Here is a 26,943-nt window from a genome sequence, read left to right on the forward strand (position 1 = left end):
ATCTGGCCTACTTCGCGGCGGTCGCCGAGGCGGGGACCGTCACCGAGGCGGCCAGGCGGCTCATGATCGCGCAGCCCGAGCTCCGGCTGGGCGTCTGCCTGGGGGTGCCCGATGCCGTGCTGAGGAGTGCCGAGGCGCTGCTCGGCCGGGTGTCCATCGTGCAGGCCGGCTCCGCCGAGCAGGTGGAGCTGCTGTCACGGGGTGAGCTGGCGGTGGGGCTGGTCAGGCTGCCGGTCGAGGACCCGGGGCTGGTCGTGTGGGTGGTCAGCGACGAACCCCTGGGGGTCGTGCTCGCCGCCGGCCACCCGCTGGCCCGCCGTACCGTCCTGGAGTGGGCCGATCTGGCCGGGCAGCGGCTGCTGTGGTTCCCCGCCGAGCGTGCGCCAGGGTACGCCGCGCAGGTGCTTTACGCGGGAGTCACAGCTCCAGGAACGGTCAGGTAGGGCGGTTGGCGGTGATGGTGTCGTAGTCGGGGATGCGTTGGGCGATGGCGTCGCCGGTGAAGGCGCCGATCCAGCCGTCGTCGTCGTGGAAGAAGCGGATGGCGGTGAAGTCGGGCCGGGTGCCCATGTCGAACCAGTGGGTGGTGTTCTTCGGCACGCTGAGCAGGTCGCCGGGCTCGCACAGCACCGCGTGCACCTTGCCGTTCACGTGCAGGTAGAAGATGCCCGACCCGGCGACGAAGAAGCGGACCTCGTCGTCGTCGTGCGTGTGCTCGGCCAGGAACCTCTGCCGTGCCGCCGCGGCCTTCTCCGGCCAGTCGGGGTCGTCGGAGGGATGTAGCTGCGCGACGTCGACGAAGGTGTAACCCTCCTCGGCGATGACCCGGTCCACCTCGGTCCGGTAGGCGGCCAGGATCTCCTCCTGGCCGGCGCCGGGGCCGAGACCGTCGGCGACCTGCCAGTGGCGCAGGATGACGTCGATCTCCTTGAGCGTGGCCGCGATCTCGGCGTCGTCCTGGCTCTCCAGCAGGGTTTCCGGCGCTTCGGCGTCGGTGTACACGGTGAGGTACGTCATAAAACCTATAATACATGTATGAAATGTGGGATATAGTCCGCTGCGTGAACCGTGTGCGACTCATGGCCGTTGTAGCCGTCCTCGCTCTCGGCGGCTGCTCCCAGGGCACGCCCGCCGCAGTACCCAGTGCCCAGCCGAGCGCCTCGGCGTCTCCCACCGCGGCGCCGGTCAGGATCGCGCTGGTCAGGCAGCTGTCCTCCGGCGACTACTTCGAGCAGTGGCTGGCCGGCGCGCAGGCCCAGGCCAAGGCGCTCAACGCCACGCTGGAGGTCTCCAGCGGCGACGGCAACAACGACAAGCAGGCGCTGAACCTGGAGCAGGCGGTCACCGCCAAGCCCGACGCGATCATCGTGGACCACGGCTTCGCCCAGACCGTGCAGCCCGCGATCAAGAAGGCGGTGGCGGCCAAGGTCCCGCTGGTGGCCTTCGACGTGGACCCCGGTACTCCGGAGGCCGTGGCGATCACCCAGGACGACCACCAGATCGCCGAGCAGGCGCTGGGCGCGCTGAAGGCGGACACGGGAGGAACGGGCGAGGTCGTCTACGTCTACGTCGCCGGGTTCGCTCCGCTGGACCGGCGCAACGAGACCTGGACCCGGTTCAAGCAGGACAACCCCGGCATCAAGCAGGTCGCACAGATCGGCGTCGTCAACAGCTCGACCGCCTCGGCCGTGGCCGACCAGGCGAAGGCGGCCCTCCAGGCCAACCCGGGAGTGAAGGCGGTCTTCGCGCCCTACGACGAGTTCGCCAAGGGCGCCGCACTGGCGGTCAAGGAGCTGGGCCTGGCCGGCAAGGTCAAGATCTACGGCGCGGACGTCTCCACCGCCGATATCGGCGTCATCACCGAGCCCGGCAGCCCGTGGGTCGCCACCTCGGCCACCGACCCGGCCAACGTCGGCCGCGTCGCCGTACGCGCGGCCGTGCTGCTGGCGTCGGGCCAGCACACGGAGCGCACGCTCGCCGTGCCGCCGACACTGATCACGCAGAAAGGCCTGCGTGAGGCGGGCATCGCCAACATCGAGCAGCTCACGCGGGTCTTCCCCGGCCTGGCGACGCCTGACGTGGCACGGGTCCCGTGACGTTCGCGGTCACCCGGCTCTCCAAGACGTACGGCGCGACCACCGCGCTGGCCTCGGTGTCACTGGAGGTACGGCCTGGCGAGGTCGTGGGCCTGATCGGCACCAACGGCGCGGGCAAATCCACGCTCATCAAGATCCTCTCAGGAGTCGTGAGGCCGACCTCGGGCGCGCTGTCCGCCGACGGGCGCCCGCTGTTGTTCGCGAGTCCGCTGGACGCGCAGGCGGCCGGGGTGCAGACGGTGCATCAGAACATCGACGACGGCGTGGTCTTCGGCACCACCGTCGCCGAGAACCTCGTGGTGGGCCGCGGCGGACCGTCATGGTTCGAGACGCGAGCCAGGATCCGCGCCGCCGCGTCGGCCGTGGCTCCGGACCTCGGGTTGCCGCTGGACGCCCCGGTCGAGAGCCTGCCCGCGAGCGCCAGGCAGCAGATCGTGATCGCCAGGGCGCTCGCGCGCCGGGCCCGCCTGCTGATCCTCGACGAGCCCACCTCCACGCTGTCCGCGGCCGAGGTCGACGCTCTTGTCTCCCGGGTACGCCAGGTCGCCGCCTCGGGCGTCGCGGTCCTGTACGTGTCCCACCGGCTGTCGGAGATCGAAGCCCTGTGCGACCGCGTGGTGGTGCTCAGGGACGGAAAGGTGGCCGGCACGTTCGGCGCGGCGCCGCGGCGGGCCGCGATCGTGGCGGCCATGCTCGGCCCGCACCAGGTGCCTGCCCGGCCGGTCGCCCAGGGACCCCGCAGGGAGGTGCTGGCCACCCGCGGGGTGCGGGCGGTGCCCGGCGGGCGCGAGTTCGGGTTCCGCGTGCGCGCGGGAGAGATCCTCGGCGTGACGGGCCTGGTCGGTTCGGGGAAGACGGAACTGCTCGAACAACTCGCCGGGGTCCGGCCGCTGGTCTCGGGCGAACTGCTGCTTGAGGGCCTGCCGTACCGCCCGAAGGAGCCGAGCGACGCGTTCGCGGCGGGAGTCGCGTTCGCGGCCGAGGAGCGGGTGGCGCACGGCGTCGTGCCGGGCTGGTCCGTGCGGGCGCACGTCACGCTGCCCCGGATGCGCGCGCACAGCCGCGCCGGGCTGCTCAGCAGGCGCTCGGAGAGCGCCGCCGCCAGGAGGGTCATCGAGCTGTTCGGCGTGCGCGGGCCGGGGCCCGAGGCGCCCATCGAGTCGTTGTCCGGCGGCAACCAGCAGAAGGTCGTCGTCGGCCGCTGGCTGGACGGGGCGCCGAAGCTGCTGGTGCTCGACGAGCCGTTCCGCGGCGTCGACGTGGGCGCCAGGGCCGACATCGGGCGCGTGGTCAGGGAACGTGCCGCCGACATGGGCGTCGTCGTCGCCTCCTCCGACCCGCAGGAGCTCGTCGACCTGGCCGACCGGGTGCTGGTGCTGCACGAAGGCGACCCCGCGGGGGAACTGGCGATCACCGAGGCCACCCAGGATCGGCTGGCCGCGCTGATGGCAGGTGCGGCATGACCGCGGTCGCCTACCGCTACGGCCTGCTCGCCGTGCTGGCCGTCCTGCTCGTAGTCTTCTCCGTGGCCAGGCCGGTGTTCGCCACCGTGCCCAACGCGCTGGTCATCCTCCAGTCCGTGGCGGTCGTCGGCATCGTCGCGCTCGGCGTCACCGTGTCCATGACCACGGGCGGCTTCGACCTGTCGGCCGGCGCCTGCGTGGGCGCGGTCGTCATGGTGACCGCGCTGGCCATGGTCAGGTTCAACCTCACGGGCGGCACCGCCGTCGTCGTCGGGCTGCTCACCGGCCTGCTCGTCGCCGGGGTGAACGTGGTGCTGACCGTGGTGGCCAAAGTGCCCGACCTGGTCGCCACGCTCGGCACACTCTTCCTGTTCCAGGGCCTGGCACTGATCGTCACGGGAGGCCAGTCGGTCGCGCCCGGCATGACCGTGGACGGCGCGCCCGCGCCCGGCCGGTACACCGAGGGGTTCGCCTGGCTCGGTGGCGGCACGATCGCCGCCGTGCCCGTCCCCGTGGTCGTCTTCGCCGTGCTGGCCGTGGCCGTGTACGTGCTGCTCAACCACACCAGGTGGGGCAGGGCGCTGTACGCGATCGGCGGCAACGCCGAGGCCGCCAGGCTGGCCGGCATCCGGGTCGCCCGGTACCGCGCCCTGGCGTACGCGGTGTCGGGGCTGTGCGCGGCCGTCGCCGGGATCCTGCTCTCGGCCAGGCTCGGCAGGGGCGACGTGGGCGCGGGGGACCCGTACCTGCTGCAGTCGGTGGCCGCGGCCCTCATCGGCTTCGCCGTGCTGGGAGCCAACCGGCCCAACGCGCTCGGCACCGTGGTCGGAGCGCTCTTCACCGGTGTCGTGATCAATGGCTTGACCATGCTGAACGCGCCCTACTACGCGCAGACCTTCGTCCAGGGCGCCCTGCTCGTCGGCGCGCTGGTGACCGGCTACACGCTCAGGAGGAGGATCCGGTGAGCACGCTCACGGTGGAGACGGTGCCCGCCTACGTCGCCGCGCGGCTGCCGCGCTTCGGCGAGGTGACCCGGGTGCGGGAGGTCGGCGACGGCAACCTCAACCTGGTGTTCGTGGTCGAGGCCACCGGCGGGAACGTGGTGCTCAAGCAGGCGCTTCCGTACGTGCGGGTGGACCCGACCTGGCCCGTGACGCCGGAGCGCAACACGATCGAGGGCCGCGCGCTGGCCGTGCACAACCGCGTCGCTCCCGGGCTGGTCCCCGGGCTCCTCGACGTCGACGCCGAGCGGCACGTGATCGCCATCGAGGATCTGTCTGACCATCGGGTCTGGCGCGGCCTGCTCAACGAGGGGCGGCGACACGACGGCGTAGCGGCCGACCTCGGCAGGTACGTGGCGAAGGTCGCGTTCGGCACCTCGGTGTTCGGCCTCGGCGCCAAGGCGCACAAGGCCGCCGTGGCGGCCTCGCCCAATCCCGAGCTGTGCGAGATCACCGAGGACCTGGTCTTCACCGAGCCGTACATCTCCCACGAGCACAACCGGATCCTGCCGGCCAACGCGGCCGACGTCGCCGCGTACGCGGGCGACCCCGCGGTGCGCGCGGCCATCGGCGCGGCCAAGCTCACGTTCATGACGCACGCCGAGGCTCTCGTCCACGGCGACCTGCACACCGGTTCTGTCCTGGTGCGCGAGGAACCGCACGGCACCCGCGCCTTCGACGTGGAGTTCGCCTTCTACGGCCCGGTCGGCTTCGACGTCGGCGCGCTGTGGGGCAACTACGTGCTGGCCGCCGCCCGCGCCTTCGCTCTGGGCGACGGCGAGCACGCAGCCTGGGTGCTGGCACAGGCGACCGAGACCTGGCGGAGCTTCGCCGACGAGCTGACCGCGCTGTGGCCGGGCCGGGCCGACCCGCGGATCATCGACCTGGAGCCCTACCTGGCCAAGGTGTACGGCGACGCCGTCACGTTCGCCGCCGCCAAGGCCGCCCGCCGGGTGATCGGCTTCTCCTCGGTCAGCGACATCGAGTCCCTGCAACAGGACCTGCGCGTGCGCGCCATCCGTGCGGTGCTCGCCGCCGCCAGGCTCCTGCTCGTCGAGGACGTACGGCACAGCGAGCCGAAACCGTTGTTCGACCGGGTCGGTCTGCTCCTCGCGGAGGCGGACGGCCGATGATCGGCGACCTGGGCGCCGAGGACTTCGACCGCCTGATCGAGGCGGCCAGGCAGGTGGTCGAGTCGGCCAGGTCGAGCCCCGCGGAGCCGCCCGAGACGCGCAACGAGGCGGGCGATCAGCTGGTGCGCGCGGCGGCCGTGCTGACGGACGGCGGCGTCGGCATCCAGTCGCTCGACCTGGATCCGCGGGCGATGCGGCTGGACTCCCACGACCTGGCGGAACGCATCCGCGGCACCGTCAACCAGGCGCTGCGCGGCCTGACAGGTCCGGCGAGTCAGCAGGCCGTACCCGACCTGGACCGGCTGGCGGCGGAGCTGCACGAACTCCAGGACCTGTCCGTCCATCAGCTCGGCGTCTTCGCCGACACGATCAACGACGTGCTCAGACAGTTGGAACGGGGGAGCGAGCGGTGACGTACTTCGAGATCAGGAAGGACACCCTGGAAAAGGCGGGGGGTTGGCTGGGCGGCACGGCCACGGACTTACGCGGCGCACTGGACGAGCTGCGCGGGGCCATCGCGGAGGCCGGCCCGATCCCGCAGAACGACGACGTGAGCGCCATGATCGCGGCCGCGTGCCAGACCATCCACGAGATCGCGATGGGCTCGGTCGAATCAGCGGTCACCGAACTCGGCGGCCACGGCGAACTGCTCACCAAAATGGCCGCCACGTACGAGGAAGCCGACCTGGCAGGCGCGTCGTGGGTGTGAGACTGCCCTCGGAGCTGGCGGTGCTGCTGAACGAGCTGGGCTTCCTCTGGCCGGAGGTCGACGAGCAGTCGCTCTACCGGATGGCCGTCGCGTGGATCGAGTTCGGCGGCCGTCTCGGCGGAGTGACCGAGTGGGCGGACGACGCCGCCAGAGCCGTACGCGACCACAACGAGGGGCCCGCCATCGGCGCGTTCCTGTCGGCCTGGACGGAGGAGAACGCCCCGCGCACGGTCGCGTCGGAAGGGGTGACAGGAGCCCGGGTCACCGCTGTTTCCCTGGTCGTGTGTGCCGCGCTCGTGCTCGCACTCAAGATCGTGATCATCGTGCAGCTGTCCGCGCTGCTGGTCAGGATCGGACTGGCTCTGGCCTCCTCGGCGGCGACCGCTGGAGGGTCGCTGCTGTCGATCCCGCTGCACAAGAAGCTGACCGGCGTGCTGGTGAACCTGTCGATGAACCAGACCTCCCGGGTGCTGGTTGCCTAGGGTTCCTGCCGGCGCGGCCGGATTCATCGCGCGCCGGGCGGCCAGGTTCTTCCGCAGGGCGCGGCCGGTGCCGCTCAGCCGCATGATCGGCGACGCGCGGCGCAGCGGCGGGTTCTCCTGGTCCCCGGCGACCGGCCGCCGGCCGGTCAAGGGCTACATGGTGGCCACGACCGGGCGCACCGCCCAGTTCCCCGAGAGCATCCTCGACGATCCCGACGCCGCGGCGCGGGCCATCGACCGATATCTCCACGACAACCGGGACATCTTCGAGAACCGCAAGGACATCTACCTGGGCTGCTGGATCGAAGACGGAAAGATGTGGCTGGAGCCGTCCATGAACATCCCCCGGCGGGCCAAGGCGATCAGGCTGGCCAGGGAGACGGACCAGATCGCCATCTACGATGTCAGGACCCGGGGTTACATCGACACGGGAGGTGCCGGTGGCTTTCTTCAGGAGACGTAAGATCCACGCGCCGCTGCCGGAAGGGTATTTCGACCTGCCGGAGGAGGAACGGCTGGCGTGGGCGAAGGAGCTGGCCGAAGAGCTCAGGAAGGAGCGCGACGGCCAGCGGGAGGACGACGACTAACCGGTCGCCAGAGCGTAGGCGAGCAGCCATTCCACGCATTCGGTGATGTGCCGCGCGTGCTTCAGGTCCGTGCCCCAGGCGTACAGGCCGTGCGAGGCCACGATGACCGCGGGCGTGCGCGGATCGTAGGACTCCTCGAACCGGTCGCCGAGTTCGGCCATGTCCTGGCTGTTGCCGATCACCGGGATCGTCACCTCGTCGCCGTGGGCCAGCCGGCCGATGCCCTTCAGCGTCTCCACGTCGCGCAGCCGTACCCCGGCGGGCCAGCGATGCCCGGCGATCACCGCGTTGAGAGCGTGCACGTGCACCACCGCGTCGGCGCCCGTCAGGGCTGCCACACGCGCGTGCAGCCCGGCCTCCGCCGACGGCCGCAGCGGCTCGACCCCCGAGATCTCGATCGCTTCGCCGTGCGGTCCGACCACGGCCACGTCCGTGGGCAGCAGCTCACCCTTGTCCAGGCCGCTCGCGGTGACGGCCAGGCGCAGCGGGTCGCGGGAGACCACCTCGGAGATGTTGCCCGAGGTGCCGCGCATCCAGCCGATCCCGGTGAAGCGGGCCGCCTCGACCGCCAGCCGGGCTCCCGCCGCGTGCACCGCGTCGGCGGTGGAACCGGTGTCGACACTCATGCGATCTCCTCGAAGGACGTGATGACGGGGTGCGGGCCGAAGGGCGCCGCGCTGTTCGGCTCTCCCGGCCTGCGCACGCCGGTGGTCCGCCACCCGGCGGTGGCCGCGGCGTCGAGCTCGGCCGGGACGTCCGACAGGAACAGCAGGCCGGTCGGGTCGCCGAGCGTCTCGGCGATCCGCGCGTAGGAGGCGGGTTCCCGCTTCGGACCGGCGTTGACCGTGTCGAACCAGTGGCTGACCAGCACCGACAGGTCTCCGTAGTCCGTGTGCGCGAACCAGGGCCGCTGGCTGTCGACCGAGCCGGAGGAGAACACCGCCAGCGTGCGCCCCGCCGCGTGCCAGGCACGCAGCGCGGGCGGCACGTCGGCGAAGAAATGGGCCTTGAGCTCGCCCGCGGCGAACCCCGCAGCCCAGATCCGCCCCTGCAGCGTCTTGAGCGGCGTGGCCTTGACGTCCGCGTCCATCCACCCGTGCAGGATCTTGACGGCCTCCTCGGTCGTCGCCGCGCCGATCTCGGCCACGGCCGGGTCGCCGGGATGGGCGTCGATCCATGGGCCCAGCCTCGGCCGGGCGTAGGAGTACAGCCCCACGTGCACGGACTCGGTGGAGCTCGTCGTGCCTTCGATGTCGAGCACGATGGTCATCGGGTGAGCACCTCCACGAAGTCGGCCACGAACCTGCGCGAGTCGACGGCGGTGATCACGCGCGTGTCCGGCGCCGGCTCGTAGGGGAAGGCAGGGGGCAGCCCGTCGTGCGTGCGCATCAGCCTGGCTCTGGACAGGAAACCGTCGCTGCGCACATTGACCGGGCCTTCCACGTGGGCGGTGGCGAAGCCGGGATCCAGCAGCACGCCGGCCGCCAGCGGGTCATGCAACGGGATGATCCGCCTGCCCCACTCGTTCTGGTAGAAGTCCAGGTACGCCTCGAGGATGTCGGTCGCGAACCTGGCCCTGGGCGTGCCCGCGGCCCGGAGCGCGGCGATGGCCCGCTCGTCCAGGATCGTGCCGGCCGTCACGTTCACGCCGACCATGACGAGTTCGTTGCGGGGGGCGGAGAAGACCGCCCGCGCCGCCTCCGGGTCGTTGTTGACGTTGGCGTCGATCATCAGCAGCGTGCCGGGCTCGCCATACGGTCCAGAACCGCCCATGACCACCACCGAGCGGTACTTCGTGAACAGCTCGGGGTCCAGGCGCAGGGCCAGGCCCAGGTTGGTGAGCGGGCCGAGGGCCAGCAGGTCCAGCTCGCCCGGGCTCTGGTTCGCCAGCCGTACCAGCAGCTCGGGGGCGGACTCGGCGGCCACCGCCGGCAGCGGGCGGTCGCGGCCGAGGTCGCCGAGGCCGTCCTTGCCGTGCACGTAGCCGGCGATGTGCGCCGCGCCGCGCAGGGGCTCCGCGGCGCCACGGGCCACCGGGACGTCGAGGCCGAGCAGGCGCCCGACATAGCCGATGTTGCGGGTGGCGTCCTCCTCGGTGCAGTTGCCGAACACCGAGGTGATCGCGACGATCTCGGCGTCGTCCCTGCCTGCCAGGTACAGCAGGGTATGGGCGTCATCGATACCGGTGTCCGTGTCGACCACGACGCGTCTCACAGGCTCTCCTTCACTTGGTCGGGTTCGAAGCTGCCGCGTTGGGTGACGATGCGGGTCACCAGGTCGGGCGGGGTCACGTCGAAGGCCGGGTAGTAGCCGGTCACGCCTTCGGCGGCGGTGCGATGGCCGAGCACGTGCAGCACCTCGTCGCCGGCTCGCCGCTCGATCACCACGTCCGCGGCGGTGGGCGCGAGCGGGTCGGGGGCGTCGATGAGCGCGTAGAACGGAACCTCGAAGGCCCGGGCGGCGAGCGCGACGCCGAGCGTGCCGACCTTGTTGACCACGTGCCCGTCGAGCGTGACGCGGTCGGCGGCGGTCAGTGCGACGTCGGCCAGCCCGTCGGACAGCGCGGCGGCGACCATGCCGTCGGTGATGAGCGTGGGCTGGTAGCCCATCTCGACCAGCGTCGCCGCGGTGAGCCTGGCGCCCTGCAGGTATGGCCGCGTCTCGGTGCAGACGAACTCCAGCCGCTTGCCCGCCGCCTGTGCCGCCCGGACGGTCGCGATCAGGAACGCGTCGGCCCAGCAGTGCGTGAGCACCCGCGCGCCGTCCTCCAGCAGGACGGCGGCGTGCTCGCCCACCGCGGCGCTGCGCGCCCGGTAGGCCGCGTCGTGCTCGCCCGCCGCCCGCGTGACCGCAGCCACCAGCTCGTCACCGGCCAGCCGCGCGTCGACCGCGGACAGCACACCGTGCACGGCGTCGCGGATGTGGTTGTTCGTCGGCCTGGTCGCCACCAGCCGCGCGCCCACCGCCCGCAGCCGTTCCACGGCCGCGCCCGGCGGCTCGGCACGAGCCTCGCGCGCGCCGAGCACCAGCCCCGCCGTGGCCGCGAACAGCGGGCCCGAGCTCTGCGTCACCATCCGCTCGATCGCCACCGCGACGTCCTCGCTGGTGACACAGCGCACCCAGCGCACCTCCAGCGGGAAGACGCGCCGGTCGAGGATCTCAACCGCGTCGTCCGTCAGCCGCACCGAGTCGGCGAGGATGGGACCGGTCATAAAGCTTCCCTCCGATCAGGGCGAGGAGTGTGATCAGGTACGGCGCGGCGTCGGTGGCCTGTTGCGGCAGCCCGAGCCCCTGCAGCCGGAAGCCCAGCGCCTCCGCGGCCCCGAACAGCAGGCACGCGGCCAGCACGAGGAACGGCCGGGGACCCGCGAGCATGACGGCCACCACGGCCACCCAGCCGCGCCCCGCGCTCATCCCCTCGCTGAACAGCGTCACGTTGCCCAGCGCGAGCTGCGCGCCGCCGAGCCCGCACAGCGCCCCCGCGGCGAGCAGGGCTCCGTGCCGGTAGACGGACACCGGCAACCCGATGGACTCGGCGGCCTCCGGATGCTCACCGACGCCGCGCAGCCGCAGCCCCGACCTGGTCCGGCCCAGCCACCACGCCGCCCACGCCACCAGCACGAACGCGACGGGCACCAGCGGGGACTGCGATCCGATCATCGGCAGCCCGGCCAGGTCGGGCGAGCTGTAGGTGCCGCCGCTGCCGAACACCCGTCGCATGAGGAAGGCGGTCAGCCCCAGCGACAGCAGATTCACCCCGACCGCCGACACGACGGGATCGGCGCGGAACGTCACGGCGGGCACCGACAGGACAGCCGCGAAGAGCGTGGTCGCGAGCACCGCGCCCGACACGCCCCACCAGGCGCTCCCGGTCAGGTGGCTGAAGACGACCGCGGTGAACGCACCCCACAGCAGCTGGCCCTCGAGGGCCATGTTGAAGACACCCGACACCGAGCTGAGCAGTCCGCCGAGCGCGGCGAGCACGACGGGGGCGGTGGCGGTCAGCACCGCTGCGAGAAAGGCGTTCACCCGCGCCTCCGCACGACGGCGGTCACCGCGACGAGCACGACGATCAGTCCCTGGACGATCTGGGTGAGCTGGCTCGGCACGCCCGCCTCGCGTTCCATGCCCTGCCCGCCCGCCTGCAGGATCGTCAGTACCGCCACGGTGAGCGGGATCGCCGGGGGCCGTCCGGTGGCCAGCAGCACGGCCGCGATCGCGGTGAAGGTGTAGCCGGGCGCGGTGAGCGCGCCGTCCACGAACCGGTACGGCGGGCCGAGCACGATCAGGCCGCCCACCAGCCCGGCGAACGCGCCGCCTCCGGCGAGGGCCAGGGTCGCCAGCCGGTTCACCCTGATGCCTCCGTACCTGGCGAACTCCGGGTTCGCGCCCAGCGCGCGGAGCTCGTAGCCGGGAACCGTCCGCGCGTCGACGTACAGCCAGAGCGCGGTCAGAGCCGCGACGATCGGCAGCGCGATCGTGACGTACGTGCTGGAGCCGAGTGCGGGCAGGTGCGCGGACTCGGGCAGGAGCGGCGTCTGGACGAGCCCGGTGCCGCGCTCGGCGAGCGGAAACCTGGCCAGATAGGAGGCCAGCGATACGGCTGGGGCGCTGAGCAGCAGCGTGCTGACGATGGCCGGGATGCCCAGCCTGGTGCGCAGCGGCGCTGACAGCCCCGCGAGCAGCGCGCCTGCCAGGCCTGCGCCCACGAGAGGCAGCACGAACGAGCCGCCGGCGTGCAGGGCCAGCGCCGCCGCGGTGATGCCGCCGAGCGCGAGCTGGCCGTCGCCGCCCAGGTTGAACTCGCCCGCGCGCAGCGGGATCGCGAACGCGACGGCCATCCCCAGCGTGGGGACGGAAGTGGCGAGCGTGTACTCGAGGTTGCCGTCCATGAGCGCGCCGCGCAGCAGCGCGGGGTAGGCGAGCAAGGGGTCGACGCCCACGGCCAGCATGACCAGCGTCGTCAGCGCCACCGCCCCCGCCACCGAGAGGACGGCCGGCGCGCGCACGTTCATGCGGCGGCGCCCGTCATGGCGGCGCCCAGGCGTTCGTCGGTGGCTTCCGCCGCGGGCAACTCGGCGACCACCCGCCCCGCCAGCATCACCAGCACGCGGTCAGCCAATGCCCGGAGCTCGGTGAGCTCGCTCGATTGCAGCAGCACCGCGCGCCCCGCGTCCCTGGCCGCCGCGAGCAGCGCGTGGATGTGCTCCTGCGCGCCGACGTCCACGCCCTGCGTCGGCTCCTCCACCACCAGCACCGGCGCGTCCCTGGACAGCTCCCTGGCCAGGACGGCCTTCTGCGCGTTGCCGCCGGACAGCCGCGCGATCGGCGCACGCACCGAGGCCGCGCGCACGCCGAACCGTTCGACCAGCCCGGCCGCCCGCTCACGCACCAGGCGCATGCTCAGCAGGAAGCCGCGCTGCGCCCCCATCAGCAGGTTGTCGGCCAGCGACATGCCGGGCGCGGTCGCCCGCCCGGCCCGGTCCTCGGGCACGTAGGCGACCCGCCGGTCGCGCCCGCCGCCCACCGGCCGCCCATCGAGCAGCACCTGGCCGGCATCGGCCCGGCCCAGGCCGGTCACGGCGTCGACCAGCTCGCGCTGCCCGCTGCCCGCCACGCCCGCGATCCCCACGATCTCGCCCGGCCGTACCCCGAACGACACCCCCGCCAGGCGGGGCACGCCGTCGCGGTCGCGCACGCGCAGGTCGCGCACCTCCAGCAGGTACGGCTCAGCCGTGACCTTCCCCGGCGGCGGGGCGGCCTCGGTGAGAGAGCGGCCGATCATGGCGGTCACCAGCTCGTCCGCCGACGTCGCCGCGGTGACGAACCGCCCCGTCACCCGTCCCTTGCGCAGCACGGTGACCCGGTCGCTCGCCGCGAGCACCTCGCTCAGCTTGTGCGTCACCAGCACGACCGACACGCCGGTGGCGGCCAGCTCCCGCAGCACGCCGATCAGGCGGTCGGCCTCGCCGGGTGTCAGCACGGCCGTCGGCTCGTCCAGGATGAGCACCTCGGCCCGCCGGTGCAGCGCCTTGAGGATCTCCACCCGCTGCCGCACTCCCACGGGCAGCTCGCCGACGCGCGACTCCGGGTCGACCTCCAGCCCGTACCGCGCGGCCAGTCCGGCCACGGTACGGCGGGCCTCGGCGCGGTCGAGCACGCCCAACCTGGCGGGCTCCGCGCCGATCACCACGTTCTCCGCCACGGTCAACCCGGGGAACAGGCGGAAGCGCTGGTGGATCATGCCCAGGCCGTGGGCGATCGCGTCCGCGGGGGACCGCAGCCTGATCCGGGTCCCGTCGCGCAGCACATGACCGGCGTCCGGGCGGTGCAGGCCGTACAGGATGGACATCAGCGTGGACTTGCCCGCGCCGTTCTCACCGACGACGGCGTGCACCTCGCCACGCTCCACGGCCAGGTCGATGCCGTCGTTGGCCGGCACCGTGCCGAAGTGCTTGGTGATGCCGACCAGTTCGACCGCGGGCATGCCTAGCCCGCCAGCGGGTCGGCGACGGTGACCTTGCCCGCCACGATGTCGTCGCGTACCTGCTTGACCTTCGTCACGACCTCGGGGCTGGAGGCGACCACGCAGGTGGAGGCCGCCAGGTCGTCGCCGAGGGCCGACACGCCGACGCCGCCCTCCTTGAGCCCGTACACCTTCACACCGCCCGCCCTGCCTGCCGCGATGTCCTTGATGGCGGCGCGCTCGGCCACGTCGACGTGCTTGAGCACGTTGTCGATGATCGTTCCTGGGCTCTGCGCGCACTGGTCGACGTCCACGCCGAAGGACTTGGCGCCCGTGGCGGCTGCCGCCTCGAAGACGCCCTGGTTGCCTGCCGACGCCGCGGCGGCCACGATGTCGGCGCCCTGGCCGGTGAGGGACTGCGCCTGCGCCTTCGCGCGTGCCGGGTCGCTGAAGGGGTTGTTGCCGCCGACGTAGAGCGGAGTGCCGGTGGCGGACGGGGCGACCGACCTGGCGCCGGCGAAGAACGGGTCGATCCACCGGTGCACGAACGGCGAGTCGAGCGCGGCCACCACGCCGAGCTTGCCGCTCTTGGACAGGAGCCCGGCCTCCACACCGGCCAGGTAGGCGGCCTCGTGCTCCTTGAACGACACGCAGGTGAGGTTGGCCGCCTGGCCCTTGGCGCACGAGTCCACCTGCAGGAACTGCTGCTGGGGATGCTGCTTGGGCAGCGTGGCGAACGGATCGTCGAAGGAGAAGCTGACCCCCACGATCACCGTCGGCCTGGCCCTGACGGCCGCGTCGAGGTTCTGCGCGATGCTCGTCGGGTCCTTGCTCTCGTACAGCTTGAAGGAGGCGCCGATCTCCTTGGCCGCGGCCTCCGCGCCCTTGACGCTGAGCTGGAGGAAGCTGTTCGTCCCGACGGGGTTGGGGGTGATGAGGATCACGGACTTGGCGGCGGTGGGCTGCTGGCCCGCCCCGCACGCGGCGAGCGTGAGCGTGGCGGTGGTCAGTATGGCCAGCGTGGAGGTGGTGCGCATGCCGCAGAGCATATTCACATATTTCCTACCAGAACAACCTGAATATGGTGGTGAGTCCGGACAGAAGGAGGTTTGATGGGAGGGGGCACCAATGTCTGGATTGATCATCGTTGGGGCCGATGGTTCGCAGGCGGCGCAGTCCGCGGTGGAATGGGCGGCCGACGACGCCTACCGGATGCACGCCTCGGTGCGCATCGTGAACGCGCTGGACCGCTGGCCGTACCGGATCGCGGGCTTTCGCTTCGCAGAAGGGCCTGACCCGCTGACCCGCAGCGCGGAGCGGACCGTGGCCGAGGCGGCCCGCCTCGCCCGCGAACGCCGGCCGGACGTCGAGGTCACGACCGAGATCGTCGACGGCCATCCCGCCGCCGTCCTGTGCGAACAGGCCAAGGACGCCGTCGAGATCGTGATCGGCAGCCGTGGGGTGGGCGGGTTCTCAGGAGCGCTGCTCGGCTCCGTGAGCGACCATGTCGCGGGGCAGGCGCACTGCCCGGTGGTGGTCGTACGGCAGGCCCGGCGGGAGCCGTACGACGAGGTGGTCGTCGGCGTGGACGAGTCGAAGGAATGCGAGCCCGCACTCGCCTACGCCTTCGCCCAGGCCGAGCTCCGGGGCGCCCTGCTCAGGGCGGTCCACGCCTGGCATCTGCCGCAGCTCGCCTACGCGGACTTCGTCTTCGACGTGGACGAGGTGCGCACGACACACCACAGGATCCTGACCGACAGGCTCGCCGCGTTCGAGCGGCGATACCCGCAGGTGACGGTGGTGGAGTACGCGCCGCGAGCGCATCCGGTCGAGATCCTCACCGACGTGTCGGCCACGGCCGATCTGGTGGTGCTCGGCTCGCACGGCAGGGGCGCCTTCGTCGCGGCCCTGCTCGGCTCGGTCAGCCGGGGCGTGCTGCACCACGCCAGGTGCGCCGTCGCGGTGGTCCGGTCGTAGGAGGCGAGGGCACCGCCATCCGGACGCTGGTGGAGATCGTCCAGCAGGCAGGGGTGACCGACCCTCGCCTGCTGGAGGCCGTACGCGCCACGCCGCGCGGGCATTTCGTGTCGCCGGAGTTCGCCCTGCGCGCCGATCGGGACGAGCCCATCCCGATCGGGCACGACCAGCCGACCTCGCAGCCCTCCCTGGTCGCCCGGATGATCGACGGGCTCCAGCTCTCGGGCACGGAGGTCGTCCTGGAGATCGGCACCGGCTGCGGCTACATGACGGCCCTGCTCGCACGCCTGGCCCGCCGCGTGTACTCCGTCGAGCGCCATGCCGACCTGGCGGAGCTCGCCCGGGCGAACCTGGAGTCGTCGGACGTCACGAATGCCGAGATCGTGGTGGGCGACGGCAGCCTCGGCCTGCCGTCGCACGCGCCCTTCGACGCCGTCATCGTGTCCGCCACCGCGGCCGAGGTGCCCGGCCCGCTGGTCGAACAGCTCGCCGAGGGCGGCCGGCTGGTCATGCCGATCCACGCGCGGGAGGCCGACCTGGTCACCCTGTTCGTCAAGCGGCACGGCCGCCTCCAGCGGCAGCGGCTGCTGCTGCCCGCCTGCTTCGTTCCGCTGGTCCAGGGCCCATAGGGCCCCGCTCCCGCTCCCCAGCCACGACGAGATCGGGCGGCCTGGAGCAACGCACCCCCGCGCCGATACGGCCAGTCACATTTCTACGTTGTGACGTGTCAGATCGGGTACAACCTGGAGTGAGGACGAAGGGAAGCCGCGATGACCCGCACCTTGGGGGCGGCTGTCGAGAAGGCGCGCCTCGACTGTGAGGCGACGGCCGCCGAGCTGGCGGCGCATCCGCTGAGCGACGAGCGGATGCACGCGCACCTGCGCGCCCAGACCCTGTACGGCTGGTGGCGCCTCGTGGCCGGCTACGCCACGGACCGGGAGGTCGCACCGACCAGGGCCGTGGACAAGTTCGGCCACTGGATCGGCTCCTACGTCGCCTCGGACGCCGATCCTGACACGATCGAGGCGGCACGGGAGTTCCTGCGCCAGGCCGAGGAGTTCGCCGACCGTCCGGGACCGGTCATTCAGGTGATCGGGATGCCACCCAGGCGATGATCTGGTGCGTGTGCCGGACTCCAAGGCGGGAGGCCGCAAGTTTGCCGTGGAGGCCAAACGTGGCGAGTGAAGGGATCCAGATACTGGAAGACATGGATCTTGAACTGGTAGAACGCGCCGTCGCCGACTTCACCCCCGACGGGCCGGACGCCCCTGGCCTCGCCGTGGGCGTCTACTCCGGCGGCCGAGCGCTGCACACCGCCGCCAGGGGCGTGGCCACCGTGGAGTTCGGCGTCCCGATCGACGCCACGACCCGCTTCGACATCGCCTCGGCCTCCAAGCAGTTCACCGCGGCCTGCGTGCTCATCCTGGCCCACGAGGGCAGGCTGAGCCTGGACGACGACATCAGGAAGCACGTGCCGGAGCTGGCCCTGGAGACGGCGGTCACGATCCGCCAGTGCCTGCAGCACACCGGGGGCCTCCCGGAGTGGTACGCCCTGCAGGCCATCACCGGAGTCCCGCTCCAGGTGCTGACCGAGGAACGGCTCATGACGATCATCAGCCGTATCCGCAGGACGACCTTCGAGCCGGGCACCGCCTTCTCCTACTCCAACACCGGCTACGTGCTCGCCGCGGTCGTGGTCAGGCGGGTGACCGGCAAGTCGCTGGCCGAGTTCGCGGCCGAGCGGGTGTTCGGGCCGCTCGGCATGGACGACACCGTCTTCCGCGACGACGCCTCGGTGCCGCTGCCGCGGATGGCGTTCGGGTACGGAGCCGGACCGGTCAGGGGCGACACCGAGGAAGGGGCGGTCGGCGACGGCGGCCTGGTGACCAGCGTGAGCCAGCTCGCGCCGTGGTTCGGGTTCCTGGCCGACGGGCGGGTGCTGGGGAGGCGGCTGCGTGACGCCCTGCTCGAGCGGGGGGTCCTGGCCGACGGGACGGTGCTCGTCTACGCGTACGGGATCTTCCACTCGAAGGTGGGCGACCTTGACGCGTTCGGTCACACGGGCGGGATGCACGGGTACGTCTCCTACCTGCTCTACCTGCCGGGGCCCGATCTCGGCGTGGCCGTGCTGACCAACCAGAGCGCCCTGGACGCGGTCGGTCTGACCCGCCGGTTGGCCCTCGAGCTCACCGGCCGGCAGGAGGAGCCCGCCCAGGGGAACCAGGCTCCTGCTCCGATCACGGGCCACTGGTACCACGACGAGACCGACACCTCGATGACCGTCACCGAGGCCGCCGGCGGCAGGGTCGCCATCGTGCGGGAGGAGGCCGAGTTCGCCCCGGGCACGGACGGCCGCTGGTACGGCGTGGGCGACGCGCGCCTGACCTGGCTGGCCCTCGAGGACGGCAACCTCGTCATGGGAAAGACCCACCGGGACGAGCCCCACATGATCTTCACCCCCTGCCCTGCCCCCGGCCAGGACAGGGCTCCGGACGGCGTGTGGCTCAGCGACGAATACGACGTGCTGGCCGTACTCGAGGACGGCACGTTCATCATGGGCCTGACCCTGCGGCTCGACACCGAGCCCGCGCCGGCGGGGGCCTGGCGGGCGGGACCCTTCACCCTCCGCCTGGAGGCCGGCGGCGACCTGACGATCAGCGGAGCGGGCTTGCGCCGCATGCGTCTCCTCGCCCAGCCCGAGGGGACCAGGCCGGTGGGCATCCCCCCTGGCCTGGTCCAGCACCACAGGTTGGCCTGAAGGACGAGGGCGGCCGCCCGGAGTTTGGCTGACCAGTCAGTGAACGCGGGGCGTCCGCCTTCTAGCGTCCGAGGGCATGAGATCCGCAACCGCGCTCCCCAGGGTCGCGCTGGCCGCCCTCCTCCTGCTGTCCGCAGGCTGCGCAGGGTCGAAGCAGGGCCAGGCAGCAGACACGTTGCGCTGGGCGATGAGCGATGTGCCCAACAGCCTCGACATCGCCCATGCCTTCAACACCTCCACCATCGTCCAGTTCGCCGTCCTGGACACCATGGTCACCCTAGGGAAGAAGGGCGAGGTGCTCCCGAGCGTCGCCGAGTCCTGGACCCACCCCGACCCCCGCACCTACGTCTTCACCATGCGCGAGGGCGTGAAGTTCAGTGACGGCAACCCGGTCACCGCCGAGGACGCCGCCTTCTCCCTGAGCCGCCACACAGATCCCAAGGTCGCCTCCCAGGCCGCCAGCTACGTCACCACGGTCAAGAAGGTCGAGGCCACCGGCCCGCGCACGGTCACGGTGACGCTGTCCAGGCCGAACCAGGCCTTCCTGCCCACGGCGGCGCTGGCCTGGCAGATCGTGCCGAAGAAGCTGGCCGAGGCGCACCCCCAGGACCTTGGATCGCCCGAGGTGGGCACGCTCGGCTCCGGCCCGTTCAAGGTCACCAAGTACAGCCTCACCCAGGGCGTCACCCTGGAACGCAACCCGCTGTACTGGGGTCCCAAGCCCGCGTTGCGCAGGATCGAGCTCAAGACGATCTCCGACCCCGAGACGCTCCGGCTGGCGGTGTCCTCCGGCGAGGTCGACGGCACCGCCGACGTGCGGACCAGCGAGGCGCGCAAGTGGACCAGCCTGCCCGGCGTCACCACGAGCTTCGTGCCGGCCGACAACATCGCCTTCCTGTCACTGGCGGTCCAGGGCCCGCTCAAGGACGTGCACGTGCGCCGCGCCATCGCGCACGCCGTCGACAGGGCCGCCCTGGCCCAGCTCATGACGGGCGGGCACGGCGGCCAGGCCGACCTGCTCCTGCCCAAGCCGCAGCTCACCGCCATCTACGGCGCCGACTGGCCGGCGGTGCCCTCCTACGCCCACGACCTGGAGGCGGCCAAGGCGGAGCTGGCCAAGTCGGCCTACCCGCACGGCTTCACCCTCGCCGCGCCGTACGACAGCGGCGGCGCGCACGTCAAGGCGATGCAGGCCGTCGCGGCCGACCTCGCCAAGATCGGGATCACGCTGGAGCTCAAGCCGCTGCCGACCGAGAAGTACTTCACGCAGCGCATGTCCCACGAGGGCCTTTCGGTGCAGATGTCGAACCTCTACTACGGCACTCCCGACCCGAGCGAGGTCCTGCCCGACCTGCTCAGCCGCGCCTCCGCGCAGCCGCAGGGCTTCAACTTCAGCCTGTACGGCACCGCCGCCCTGGACGCCGAGCTCGACGACGTGGGCAGCCTGGAAGGCGAGGCCAGGCGGGAGGCGATCACGAAGGTGCTCACCGAGGCGGCCGACCAGGTGCCCTACCTGCCGCTGTTCCACAGCGAGGTGGCCTACGCCCTGAACAAGCGTTTCACCCTCGACGTGGGCACCTGGACGATCGACGTCCTCGGCGCCGTGCGCCCGGCCGGTGCCTGATGGCCTTCCTCGCCCGCCGTCTGGGCGCCGCGGTCGTGCTGCTCTGGGTGCTGTCGCTGCTCAGCTTCGTCCTGCTGGCCGCCGCCCCTGGCGACCCTGAACGCGTCCTGCTCGGCGCGCGCCCCTCCACTCCCGAGACCCGCGCCGCCATCCGGGCGCAGTTCCACCTCGACGACCCCCTCCACGAGCGCTACCTGTCCTGGCTCGGCGGGGCCCTCCACGGGGACTTCGGCACCTCGATCTCCACGCGGGAGCCCGTCACGGACATGGTCGCCGACCGCCTGCCCGTCACCGCGGGCCTGGCCACCTACGCGATCATCCTCACGGTCGGCGTCGGGATCCCGGTGGGCCTGGCCGCCGCCATGCGCCGCGGCGGCGGGCTTGACCAGGGCATCACGCTGACCTCGCTGGTCGCGCTGGCCGTGCCGCCGTTCGCGCTGAGCATCCTGCTGCTGTACGGCTTCGCCGTCACGCTCGGCTGGTTCCCCGTCTTCGGGGCCGGCGAGACGGCGGCCGACCAGATCGCCCACCTCACGCTGCCTGCCGTGGCCCTGGCCACCGGGCAGGCCGCCGTCGTCGTGCGGCAGATGCGCGCCGCCGCCCTCGACCTGGCCGGTCAGGACTACCTCACCTTCGCCAGGGCGCGCGGGCTGGGCCTGCCGCGCGTCTGGATCAGCTACGCCCTGCGCAACACCGCGCTGCCCGTCCTCACCGTCGGCGGGCTGCTGCTGGCCGCCAACCTCACCGGGGCGCTGTTCGTCGAGCGGGCCTTCGGGCTGCGGGGGCTCGGCGAACTGATCGTGACGGCCGTCGCGCAGAAGGACATCCCCGTCGTCCAGGCCCTGGTGCTGCTCGGCGGCGCCGTGGTCGTCGCGGTCAACCTGCTGATCGACCTGGCCTACCTGGCCGTGGACCCGCGGGTCAGGCACGGGGCGGTGGCCTCATGACCGCTGTCTCGGGAACACCCCTGTTCGGCGGGCGAGTGGCGCGGCTGCGCCGGACGAAGCCCGGGTTCATGGCAGTGGCGTCTGCGGTGGTGCTGGCGGTCATGGCACTGGCCGCGATCGGCGGCATGTGGATCGCCCCCTACGACCCGGCCGCGCAGGACGTCGCGCTCGGCGCGACGATGCCGAGCTGGGCGCACTGGGCTGGCACCGACGACCTGGGCCGCGACGTGCTCTCACGCTGCCTGGCAGGGGCGCGCTCCGCCCTGCTCTGGCCGTTGATCGTGACGCTGTGCACCTGCGCGATGAGCACCACGCTCGGGCTGCTGGCCGGCTACCGGGGCGGCTGGGTGGACTCGATCATGATGCGGATCGTCGACCTGCTCATCGCCCTGCCGGGCATGCTGGTCCTCATCGTCCTGGTCGGCGTGCTCGGCGGCGGGATCGGCTGGTCCGTCCTGGCGCTGGCCGTGCTGTTCACCCCCGGCGACATCCGCGTGGTCCGCAGCCTGACCATGGCCCAGCGCGAGCTCGCCTACGCCGAGGCCGCCCGCACGCTCGGGCTCAGCCCGGCGCGGATCATGTTCAGGCACCTGCTGCCCAACATCGCGCCGACGGTCGTCGCCGGTGCGCTGCTCAGCTTCGTCGCCGGGCTGGTCGCGCTGTCCGGGCTGTCGTTCCTCGGGATCGGGCTGCCCGCGGGCACCCCCGACTGGGGTCTGATGATCGAGGAGAACCGCACGCTGCTCGACCTCAACCCGTGGGCCTCCGTCGTCCCCGCGGCGCTGGTCACCGTCGCCGCCACCGCCGCGACCCTGCTGGGCGACCGGCTGTTCGAGAGGCTCTCCGATGCTGCTTGAGATCAACGATCTGACGATCACCGGGCCCGCGGGGACGATCGTCGACGGCGCCGGGCTCACCGTCGCGGCAGGCGAGATGGCCGGGCTGGTGGGCGAGTCGGGCAGCGGCAAGTCACTGACCGCGCGGGCCGCCATCGGCCTGCTGCCCAAGGGGCTGCGCGCCTCCGGCTCCATCCGGGTCGGCGGCGTGGAGATCGTCGGCACGGCCGGCGAACGGACGCTGCGCGGCCTCAGGGGACGGCGCGTCTCGCTGCTGATGCAGGACCCGTTCTCCATGCTCAATCCGCTGCGCACGGCAGGGGCGCACATCGCCGAGACGATGCCGGGCCGGGCGACCCGCGAGGAGGTGGTGCGCAGGCTGGCCGAGGTCGGCATCGACGACCCGTCCGTCGCCAAGCGCTACCCCTTCCAGCTCTCCGGCGGCATGCGGCAGCGGGTGGCCCTGGCCGCCGCGCTGGCCGGGGACCCGGAACTGCTGATCGCCGACGAGCCCACCACCGCCCTGGACGCCACCACCCAGCATGAGATCCTCGCCCTGCTGGCCAGGGTCCAGGCCGACCGCGGCATGGGCGTGCTGCTGATCACCCACGACCTGCGGGTGGCCTTCGCCGTCTGCGACCGGGTCTCGGTGATGTACGCGGGACGCGTCCTCGAACACGGACCGGGGGCGTCCCTGGCCCAGGCGCCGGCCCATCCGTACACCGTCGGGCTGCTGGGCGCACTCCCTTCGGTGGAGCGCACGCTCGAACGCCTCACCGGCATCCCCGGCAGCGTCCCACCGGCCGCGCAGGTGGCGTCGGAGTGCGCGTTCGCCACCCGCTGCGACCATGCGACCACGCAGTGCCACGACTCCCGCCCGCCGCTGCGCGAGCTCGGCGACGGCCGCCTCACCGCGTGCGTCCACGACACCATCCCGCGGCTCACCGCCCGCGACGTCGCGACGGGCACGCTCCCCACCGGGTCAGGCGCGCCGCTGCTCGTGGTGGACGACCTCGTCAAGCGGTACGGCACGCACACCGCGCTCGGCGGCGTCAGCCTCCGGGTGACGGCGGGGGAGACGGTCGGGCTGGTCGGCGAGTCGGGCTCGGGCAAGACCACGCTGGCCCGTTCCCTCCTCGGACTGGTCACCCCCGACCAGGGGCGCATCGAGCTCGACGGGCTCGACATCACCCGCCGCCGCGCCCTGACCAGGCAGGATCGAGTCCGGGTCCACCGGCTGGTCCAGTGCGTGTTCCAGGACCCGAGCACCTCGCTCAACCCCGCCATGACCGTGGGCGCGACCCTGGCCGAGGCGGCGGCCCGCGCGGAACCGGACGGACGGCTCGCGCCCGGCGAGCTGCTGGAGCTGGTCGGCCTGCCTCCCGGGTACGCCGCGCGACGCCCGAAGGGGATGTCGGGCGGCGAGCGGCAGCGGGTGGCCATCGCCAGGGCGCTGGCGGTGCGCCCGTCGCTGCTCATCTGTGACGAGCCGGTGGCCTCGCTGGACGTCTCCGTCCAGGCCCACGTGCTCGAACTGCTGCGGCGCCTCGGCAGGGAGCTGGGCACCGGGATGCTCTTCATCACCCACGACCTGGCCGTGGTCAGGCAGGTCGCGGTCAGGACCGTGGTGCTGTTCAAAGGACAGGTCGTCGAGGAGGGGGACACCGCGGCGGTCCTGGACGCCCCCGCGCACGACTACACCCGGCGGCTGGTCGCCGCCGTTCCTTAAGAAGAAAGGCCTCCTTCATGCATGACCTCATCCTGCGCGCGGGCACCGTCCACGACGGGTTCGGCTCTGCCGGCCGTACCGCTGACGTGGCGGTCAGCGGCGGGCGGATCGTCGCGATCGGGCGCGAGCTCGGGGCGGCCGCCCGCGTCATCGACGTGGACGGGCTCGTCGTCGCGCCCGGCTTCGTCGACCCCCACAGCCACTCCGACACGGTGCCCTTCCTCGCCGGGGAGCACCCGTTCAAGCTGCGGCAGGGCGTCACCACCGAGATCGTCGGCAACTGTGGCTTCTCCAGCGCACCGGTCACCGAGCTGACCCCGCCGCTGGTGCCGGAGATCCTGTCCGACCGGGCCTTCCCGGCGTTCGGCGACTACTTCGACGCTGTCGAGCGGGCGGGGACGACCGGCAACCTGGCCGTCCTCGTCGGGCACAACACCCTGCGCGCGGCCGTCGCCGGGATGGACGCCGCCCTGCCGCCCGGCGCGCTGGCCAGGATGGAACGGCTGGCGGCCGAGGCGTTCGAGGCCGGAGCGGTGGGGCTGTCGAGCGGGCTGGAGTACGTGCCCGGGGCCTACGCCGGCACCGAGGAGCTGGTTGCGCTGGCCCGCGTCGCCCGCCGGTGGAACCTCGTCTACGCCACCCACATGCGCAGCGAGAGCGAGGGGCTGGCCGACGCGCTCGACGAGGCCGTCGCCGTGGCCGAGCAGGCGCGGCTGCGGCTGCAGGTCTCGCACTGCAAGGCTTCGGGGCGCGCGGTGCACGGGGACTCGGAGATGCTGCTCGCCGTGCTGACCGAGGCCCGGGCGCGAGGCGTCGACGTGCGTGCCGACGTCTATCCGTACCAGGCGTTCGGCACCGAGCTGGTGGCGTTGCTGCCGCCGATGGCCTGCGAGGGCGGGCAGGACGAACTGCTCAGGCGGCTGGGCGACCCCGGCGAGCGCGCCAAGCTGCGCGCCCTCGCCGAGGACCCGGATCAGGGCACCGGCGTCGGCCTGTGGCGCGAGGTGCACCCGGAGGACGTCCAGCTCATGAGCCTGGGCAAGCGGCTGTCCGAGGTGCTCGACGGCCGCGAACCCTGGGACGCGCTGTGCGACCTGATCATGGACGACCCGCACGGGATGGGCGTCTTCCACACCATGCACGACGACGACGTCATCCGGATCATGCGGCATCCGCTGGTCTCCGTCGGCTCCGACAGCGGCCTGCCGGTCGGCCCCAACCACCCGCGCACGTTCGGCACGTTCCCCGTCTTCCTCGGGAACTACGTCCGCGAGCGCGGGGTCGTGCCGATGCCGGAGGCGATCCGCAAGGTCACCTCGGCCACGGCCGCCCAGTTCGGCCTGGCCGACCGCGGCTGGCTCGGGACGGGGGCCGTGGCCGACGTCTGCGTCTTCGACCCCGAGGTCATCGGGCACGCCGGGACCTACGAGGTGCCGGACGTGGCCCCGGTGGGCGTCAGGCACGTGCTCCTGGCCGGTCACCCCGTGATCGAGGACGGCGAGTTCACCGGCGGAAGGCACGGGCGGGTGCTGCGCCGGTGAGCGCCAACGGACGCGTCACGCTCGGCGCGCTGCTCGACAGCCTCGGCCCCGACGCCGTGACCGCGATCCGCCTGCCCGGCGGAAGGCAGACGCTGGTCGGCGCGCCCGCCATCCACGGCGCGGGCGAGCCCCTGGCCGCGGCCGAGGGCGCGCTGCTCCTGCTGACCGGCCGCCCCGAGCCGGCAGACGTACGGCAGGCCGCCACCGCGGGGGCGGCCGCCGTGGTGATCCGCGGACCTGGCGTCCCTGGGAGCCTCGAGGCCCTGGCGGAGGCCGCGGGTACGGCGGGCGTCGCGCTCCTGGCGGCCGCCCCCGGTATGGCGTGGGGCCAGCTCTACGCGCTGGTCGACGCCCTCCTGGCCGTCGTCGCCCCGGCCGCCGACCTGGGCGAGACGACGGCGGCCGACCTGTTCGCCCTGGCCAACCAGGTGGCGGCGCGCGTGGGCGGAGCCGTGGCCATCGAGGACCTGGCCATGCGCGTCCTGGCCTACTCCACGGTCGGCGGGCAGCGGATCGACGACCTGCGCAGGGAGGGCATCCTGGGCCGCAGGGTCCCCGAGCACCCGACCCACGCCGAGGAGTACGCCGCCGTCCTGCGCTCCGACCAGGCGGTGTGGAGCTACGAGCCGCGCGACTACCTGCCCCGGCTGGCCATCGCGATCCGGGCGGGAGGCGAGGCGCTCGGCAGCATCTGGGTCGTCGAAGCCGACACCCCGCTCGAACCCGACGCGCCCCGGATCCTGGCCGAGGCCGCGCGGACCGCCGCCCCGCACCTGGCCAGGATCAACCTGGCCGCCGACGAGGCGCGCAGGACCAGAGACGAGTGGCTCGGCCGGCTGCTGCGCGGCGTGGGACCGGTCGGCGAGCTGGCCACCTCCTTCGGCCTCAACCCCGGCGAGCCGGTCGTGGTGGTCGCCATCGGATCGGGCGAAGGCGACGTGTTCGCCGCCGGACACGCCGGAGACCTCCTGCGCACCGCCTACGCCGCCTACCGGATCAGGGGCGCGGTGGGCGCGGTCGACGGACACGCCTACGCGGTCGTGGCTGTCGACTCGACCGCGCCCATGCTGCGCAGGATCACCGCGGGGACGCTGGCCCAGATCGAGGAGCGGCTGGGCGGCCGATGGCGGGCCGGGATCGGCAGGACCGTGCCCTCCGTGGTCCAGGCGCCGCTCAGCGCCCGCCAGGCAGGGGAGGCGCTGCGGGCGATGTGCGGGCAGTTCGCCACCGGCCGGGTCGGCGGGCACGAGGAACTGTCGGCGGCGCTGTTCCTGCAGGAGGTGGCGGCCGCCATGCGCGCCGGCCCCGCCCTGGTCGGCGAACCCCTGTCGGTGCTGGCCGAGCACGACGCCAAGCACGGCACCGACTGGGTGCACAGCCTGCGGGTGTGGACGGCGGCGCACTACGACGTGCCCAAGGCGGCCGAGACGCTGTCACTGCACCCCAACACCCTGCGCTACCGCCTGCGCAGGGCCGGCGAGTTCGTCGCCCTGGACGACCCCGACGTCCGGCTGGCCCTGGCACTGCAACTGCGGCTCGACCCGGGCGCGCCGCGAAACGACGAACGAAAGGACGCCACGCACTGAAATAATCT

The 26,943-nt window shown here is 72.5% G+C and carries 29 protein-coding genes; 20 read left to right on the forward strand and 9 right to left on the reverse strand.

Annotated features, from left to right (window positions below):
• Positions 1 to 2 precede the first annotated feature (2 nt).
• Positions 3 to 443, forward strand: coding sequence for a LysR family transcriptional regulator (locus KIK09_RS22190; protein WP_275956253.1), 441 nt, complete (start codon positions 3 to 5; stop codon positions 441 to 443).
• On the opposite strand, the gene KIK09_RS22195 is transcribed toward KIK09_RS22190, so the two are convergent.
• Complete coding sequence (locus KIK09_RS22195; protein ID WP_214321187.1) at positions 436 to 1,017, reverse strand: 1,2-dihydroxy-3-keto-5-methylthiopentene dioxygenase; 582 nt, start codon at positions 1,015 to 1,017, stop codon at positions 436 to 438. The two genes, KIK09_RS22190 and KIK09_RS22195, sit on opposite strands and share 8 nt — an antisense overlap.
• A gap of 44 nt (positions 1,018 to 1,061) precedes the next feature.
• Here KIK09_RS22195 and KIK09_RS22200 point away from each other — a divergent pair, with 44 nt between their 5' ends.
• The 9 genes from KIK09_RS22200 to KIK09_RS22240 are packed head-to-tail and all read left to right on the forward strand — an operon-like array spanning position 1,062 to position 7,471.
• Positions 1,062 to 2,096, forward strand: a complete 1,035-nt coding sequence (locus tag KIK09_RS22200; RefSeq protein ID WP_214321188.1) for a substrate-binding domain-containing protein — start codon at positions 1,062 to 1,064, stop codon at positions 2,094 to 2,096.
• Complete coding sequence (locus tag KIK09_RS59320; RefSeq protein WP_214321189.1) at positions 2,093 to 3,559, forward strand: sugar ABC transporter ATP-binding protein; 1,467 nt, start codon at positions 2,093 to 2,095, stop codon at positions 3,557 to 3,559. Before KIK09_RS22200 ends, KIK09_RS59320 begins: the two co-directional genes overlap by 4 nt.
• Positions 3,556 to 4,524, forward strand: coding sequence for an ABC transporter permease (locus tag KIK09_RS22210; RefSeq protein ID WP_214321190.1), 969 nt, complete (start codon positions 3,556 to 3,558; stop codon positions 4,522 to 4,524). The genes KIK09_RS59320 and KIK09_RS22210 overlap by 4 nt, the downstream gene beginning before the upstream one ends.
• Positions 4,521 to 5,693, forward strand: a complete 1,173-nt coding sequence (gene mtnK, locus KIK09_RS22215; protein ID WP_214321191.1) for an S-methyl-5-thioribose kinase — start codon at positions 4,521 to 4,523, stop codon at positions 5,691 to 5,693. Before KIK09_RS22210 ends, mtnK begins: the two co-directional genes overlap by 4 nt.
• Positions 5,690 to 6,106, forward strand: a complete 417-nt coding sequence (locus tag KIK09_RS22220) for a hypothetical protein (RefSeq protein ID WP_214321192.1) — start codon at positions 5,690 to 5,692, stop codon at positions 6,104 to 6,106. The genes mtnK and KIK09_RS22220 overlap by 4 nt, the downstream gene beginning before the upstream one ends.
• Positions 6,103 to 6,402, forward strand: coding sequence for a PE domain-containing protein (locus tag KIK09_RS22225; RefSeq protein WP_214321193.1), 300 nt, complete (start codon positions 6,103 to 6,105; stop codon positions 6,400 to 6,402). The genes KIK09_RS22220 and KIK09_RS22225 overlap by 4 nt, the downstream gene beginning before the upstream one ends.
• On the forward strand, positions 6,393 to 6,884 hold the full coding sequence (locus KIK09_RS22230; RefSeq protein WP_214321194.1) for a WXG100-like domain-containing protein: 492 nt from the start codon (positions 6,393 to 6,395) through the stop codon (positions 6,882 to 6,884). The genes KIK09_RS22225 and KIK09_RS22230 overlap by 10 nt, the downstream gene beginning before the upstream one ends.
• The gene (locus tag KIK09_RS22235; protein WP_214321195.1) at positions 6,877 to 7,347 is read left to right on the forward strand and encodes a hypothetical protein; all 471 of its coding nucleotides are present in this window, start codon (positions 6,877 to 6,879) and stop codon (positions 7,345 to 7,347) included. The genes KIK09_RS22230 and KIK09_RS22235 overlap by 8 nt, the downstream gene beginning before the upstream one ends.
• Positions 7,325 to 7,471, forward strand: a complete 147-nt coding sequence (locus KIK09_RS22240; RefSeq protein WP_214321196.1) for a hypothetical protein — start codon at positions 7,325 to 7,327, stop codon at positions 7,469 to 7,471. The genes KIK09_RS22235 and KIK09_RS22240 overlap by 23 nt, the downstream gene beginning before the upstream one ends.
• On the opposite strand, the gene mtnB is transcribed toward KIK09_RS22240, so the two are convergent.
• The 8 genes from mtnB to KIK09_RS22280 are packed head-to-tail and all read right to left on the reverse strand — an operon-like array spanning position 7,468 to position 14,974.
• The gene (gene mtnB, locus KIK09_RS22245) at positions 7,468 to 8,097 is read right to left on the reverse strand and encodes a methylthioribulose 1-phosphate dehydratase (RefSeq protein ID WP_214321197.1); all 630 of its coding nucleotides are present in this window, start codon (positions 8,095 to 8,097) and stop codon (positions 7,468 to 7,470) included. The genes KIK09_RS22240 and mtnB overlap by 4 nt on opposite strands.
• Positions 8,094 to 8,741, reverse strand: a complete 648-nt coding sequence (gene mtnC / locus KIK09_RS22250; protein ID WP_214321198.1) for an acireductone synthase — start codon at positions 8,739 to 8,741, stop codon at positions 8,094 to 8,096. The genes mtnB and mtnC overlap by 4 nt, the downstream gene beginning before the upstream one ends.
• The gene (locus tag KIK09_RS22255; protein WP_214321199.1) at positions 8,738 to 9,685 is read right to left on the reverse strand and encodes a nucleoside hydrolase; all 948 of its coding nucleotides are present in this window, start codon (positions 9,683 to 9,685) and stop codon (positions 8,738 to 8,740) included. The genes mtnC and KIK09_RS22255 overlap by 4 nt, the downstream gene beginning before the upstream one ends.
• Complete coding sequence (locus KIK09_RS22260) at positions 9,682 to 10,683, reverse strand: s-methyl-5-thioribose-1-phosphate isomerase (RefSeq protein WP_214321200.1); 1,002 nt, start codon at positions 10,681 to 10,683, stop codon at positions 9,682 to 9,684. The genes KIK09_RS22255 and KIK09_RS22260 overlap by 4 nt, the downstream gene beginning before the upstream one ends.
• Positions 10,631 to 11,500, reverse strand: a complete 870-nt coding sequence (locus KIK09_RS22265) for an ABC transporter permease (protein WP_214321201.1) — start codon at positions 11,498 to 11,500, stop codon at positions 10,631 to 10,633. The genes KIK09_RS22260 and KIK09_RS22265 overlap by 53 nt, the downstream gene beginning before the upstream one ends.
• On the reverse strand, positions 11,497 to 12,486 hold the full coding sequence (locus KIK09_RS22270; protein WP_214321202.1) for an ABC transporter permease: 990 nt from the start codon (positions 12,484 to 12,486) through the stop codon (positions 11,497 to 11,499). Before KIK09_RS22270 ends, KIK09_RS22265 begins: the two co-directional genes overlap by 4 nt.
• Entirely contained in the window at positions 12,483 to 13,958 is a 1,476-nt protein-coding gene (locus tag KIK09_RS22275; RefSeq protein ID WP_214321203.1) for an ABC transporter ATP-binding protein, read from the reverse strand. The genes KIK09_RS22270 and KIK09_RS22275 overlap by 4 nt, the downstream gene beginning before the upstream one ends.
• A 2-nt stretch (positions 13,959 to 13,960) precedes the next feature.
• On the reverse strand, positions 13,961 to 14,974 hold the full coding sequence (locus KIK09_RS22280; RefSeq protein WP_214321204.1) for a BMP family ABC transporter substrate-binding protein: 1,014 nt from the start codon (positions 14,972 to 14,974) through the stop codon (positions 13,961 to 13,963).
• Positions 14,975 to 15,065: 91 nt separating this feature from the next.
• On the opposite strand from KIK09_RS22280, the gene KIK09_RS22285 reads away from it, so the two are divergent.
• The 10 genes from KIK09_RS22285 to KIK09_RS60095 all read left to right on the forward strand — a co-directional run bounded on the left by KIK09_RS22285 (position 15,066) and on the right by KIK09_RS60095 (position 26,935).
• Positions 15,066 to 15,914 (forward strand): universal stress protein, encoded by an 849-nt coding sequence (locus KIK09_RS22285; RefSeq protein WP_214321205.1) that lies wholly within the window; start codon positions 15,066 to 15,068, stop codon positions 15,912 to 15,914.
• Positions 15,887 to 16,543 carry a protein-L-isoaspartate(D-aspartate) O-methyltransferase gene (locus tag KIK09_RS22290; RefSeq protein WP_308164233.1) on the forward strand — a complete coding sequence of 219 codons (657 nt, stop codon included), beginning with the start codon at positions 15,887 to 15,889 and terminating at the stop codon, positions 16,541 to 16,543. The genes KIK09_RS22285 and KIK09_RS22290 overlap by 28 nt, the downstream gene beginning before the upstream one ends.
• A gap of 141 nt (positions 16,544 to 16,684) precedes the next feature.
• Positions 16,685 to 17,029: a hypothetical protein gene (locus tag KIK09_RS22295; RefSeq protein WP_214321206.1), complete on the forward strand. Its 345-nt coding sequence runs from the start codon at positions 16,685 to 16,687 to the stop codon at positions 17,027 to 17,029.
• 92 nt (positions 17,030 to 17,121) lie between these two features.
• A complete protein-coding gene (locus KIK09_RS22300; protein WP_214321207.1) occupies positions 17,122 to 18,672 on the forward strand; it encodes a serine hydrolase domain-containing protein in 1,551 nt (516 codons plus the stop codon).
• A 76-nt stretch (positions 18,673 to 18,748) separates the two neighbouring features.
• Positions 18,749 to 20,296, forward strand: a complete 1,548-nt coding sequence (locus KIK09_RS22305) for an ABC transporter substrate-binding protein (RefSeq protein ID WP_214321208.1) — start codon at positions 18,749 to 18,751, stop codon at positions 20,294 to 20,296.
• A complete protein-coding gene (locus tag KIK09_RS22310) occupies positions 20,296 to 21,243 on the forward strand; it encodes an ABC transporter permease (RefSeq protein WP_214321209.1) in 948 nt (315 codons plus the stop codon). The genes KIK09_RS22305 and KIK09_RS22310 overlap by 1 nt, the downstream gene beginning before the upstream one ends.
• Entirely contained in the window at positions 21,240 to 22,100 is an 861-nt protein-coding gene (locus KIK09_RS22315) for an ABC transporter permease (RefSeq protein ID WP_250573546.1), read from the forward strand. Before KIK09_RS22310 ends, KIK09_RS22315 begins: the two co-directional genes overlap by 4 nt.
• Entirely contained in the window at positions 22,090 to 23,808 is a 1,719-nt protein-coding gene (locus KIK09_RS22320) for an oligopeptide/dipeptide ABC transporter ATP-binding protein (protein ID WP_214321210.1), read from the forward strand. The genes KIK09_RS22315 and KIK09_RS22320 overlap by 11 nt, the downstream gene beginning before the upstream one ends.
• A gap of 17 nt (positions 23,809 to 23,825) precedes the next feature.
• Entirely contained in the window at positions 23,826 to 25,349 is a 1,524-nt protein-coding gene (locus KIK09_RS22325) for an N-acyl-D-amino-acid deacylase family protein (protein ID WP_214321211.1), read from the forward strand.
• Complete coding sequence (locus KIK09_RS60095) at positions 25,346 to 26,935, forward strand: PucR family transcriptional regulator (RefSeq protein ID WP_214321212.1); 1,590 nt, start codon at positions 25,346 to 25,348, stop codon at positions 26,933 to 26,935. The genes KIK09_RS22325 and KIK09_RS60095 overlap by 4 nt, the downstream gene beginning before the upstream one ends.
• The last annotated feature ends 8 nt before the right edge of the window (positions 26,936 to 26,943 follow it).

The organism is Nonomuraea sediminis (genome assembly GCF_018531495.1).
GTDB lineage: Bacteria > Actinomycetota > Actinomycetes > Streptosporangiales > Streptosporangiaceae > Nonomuraea > Nonomuraea sediminis.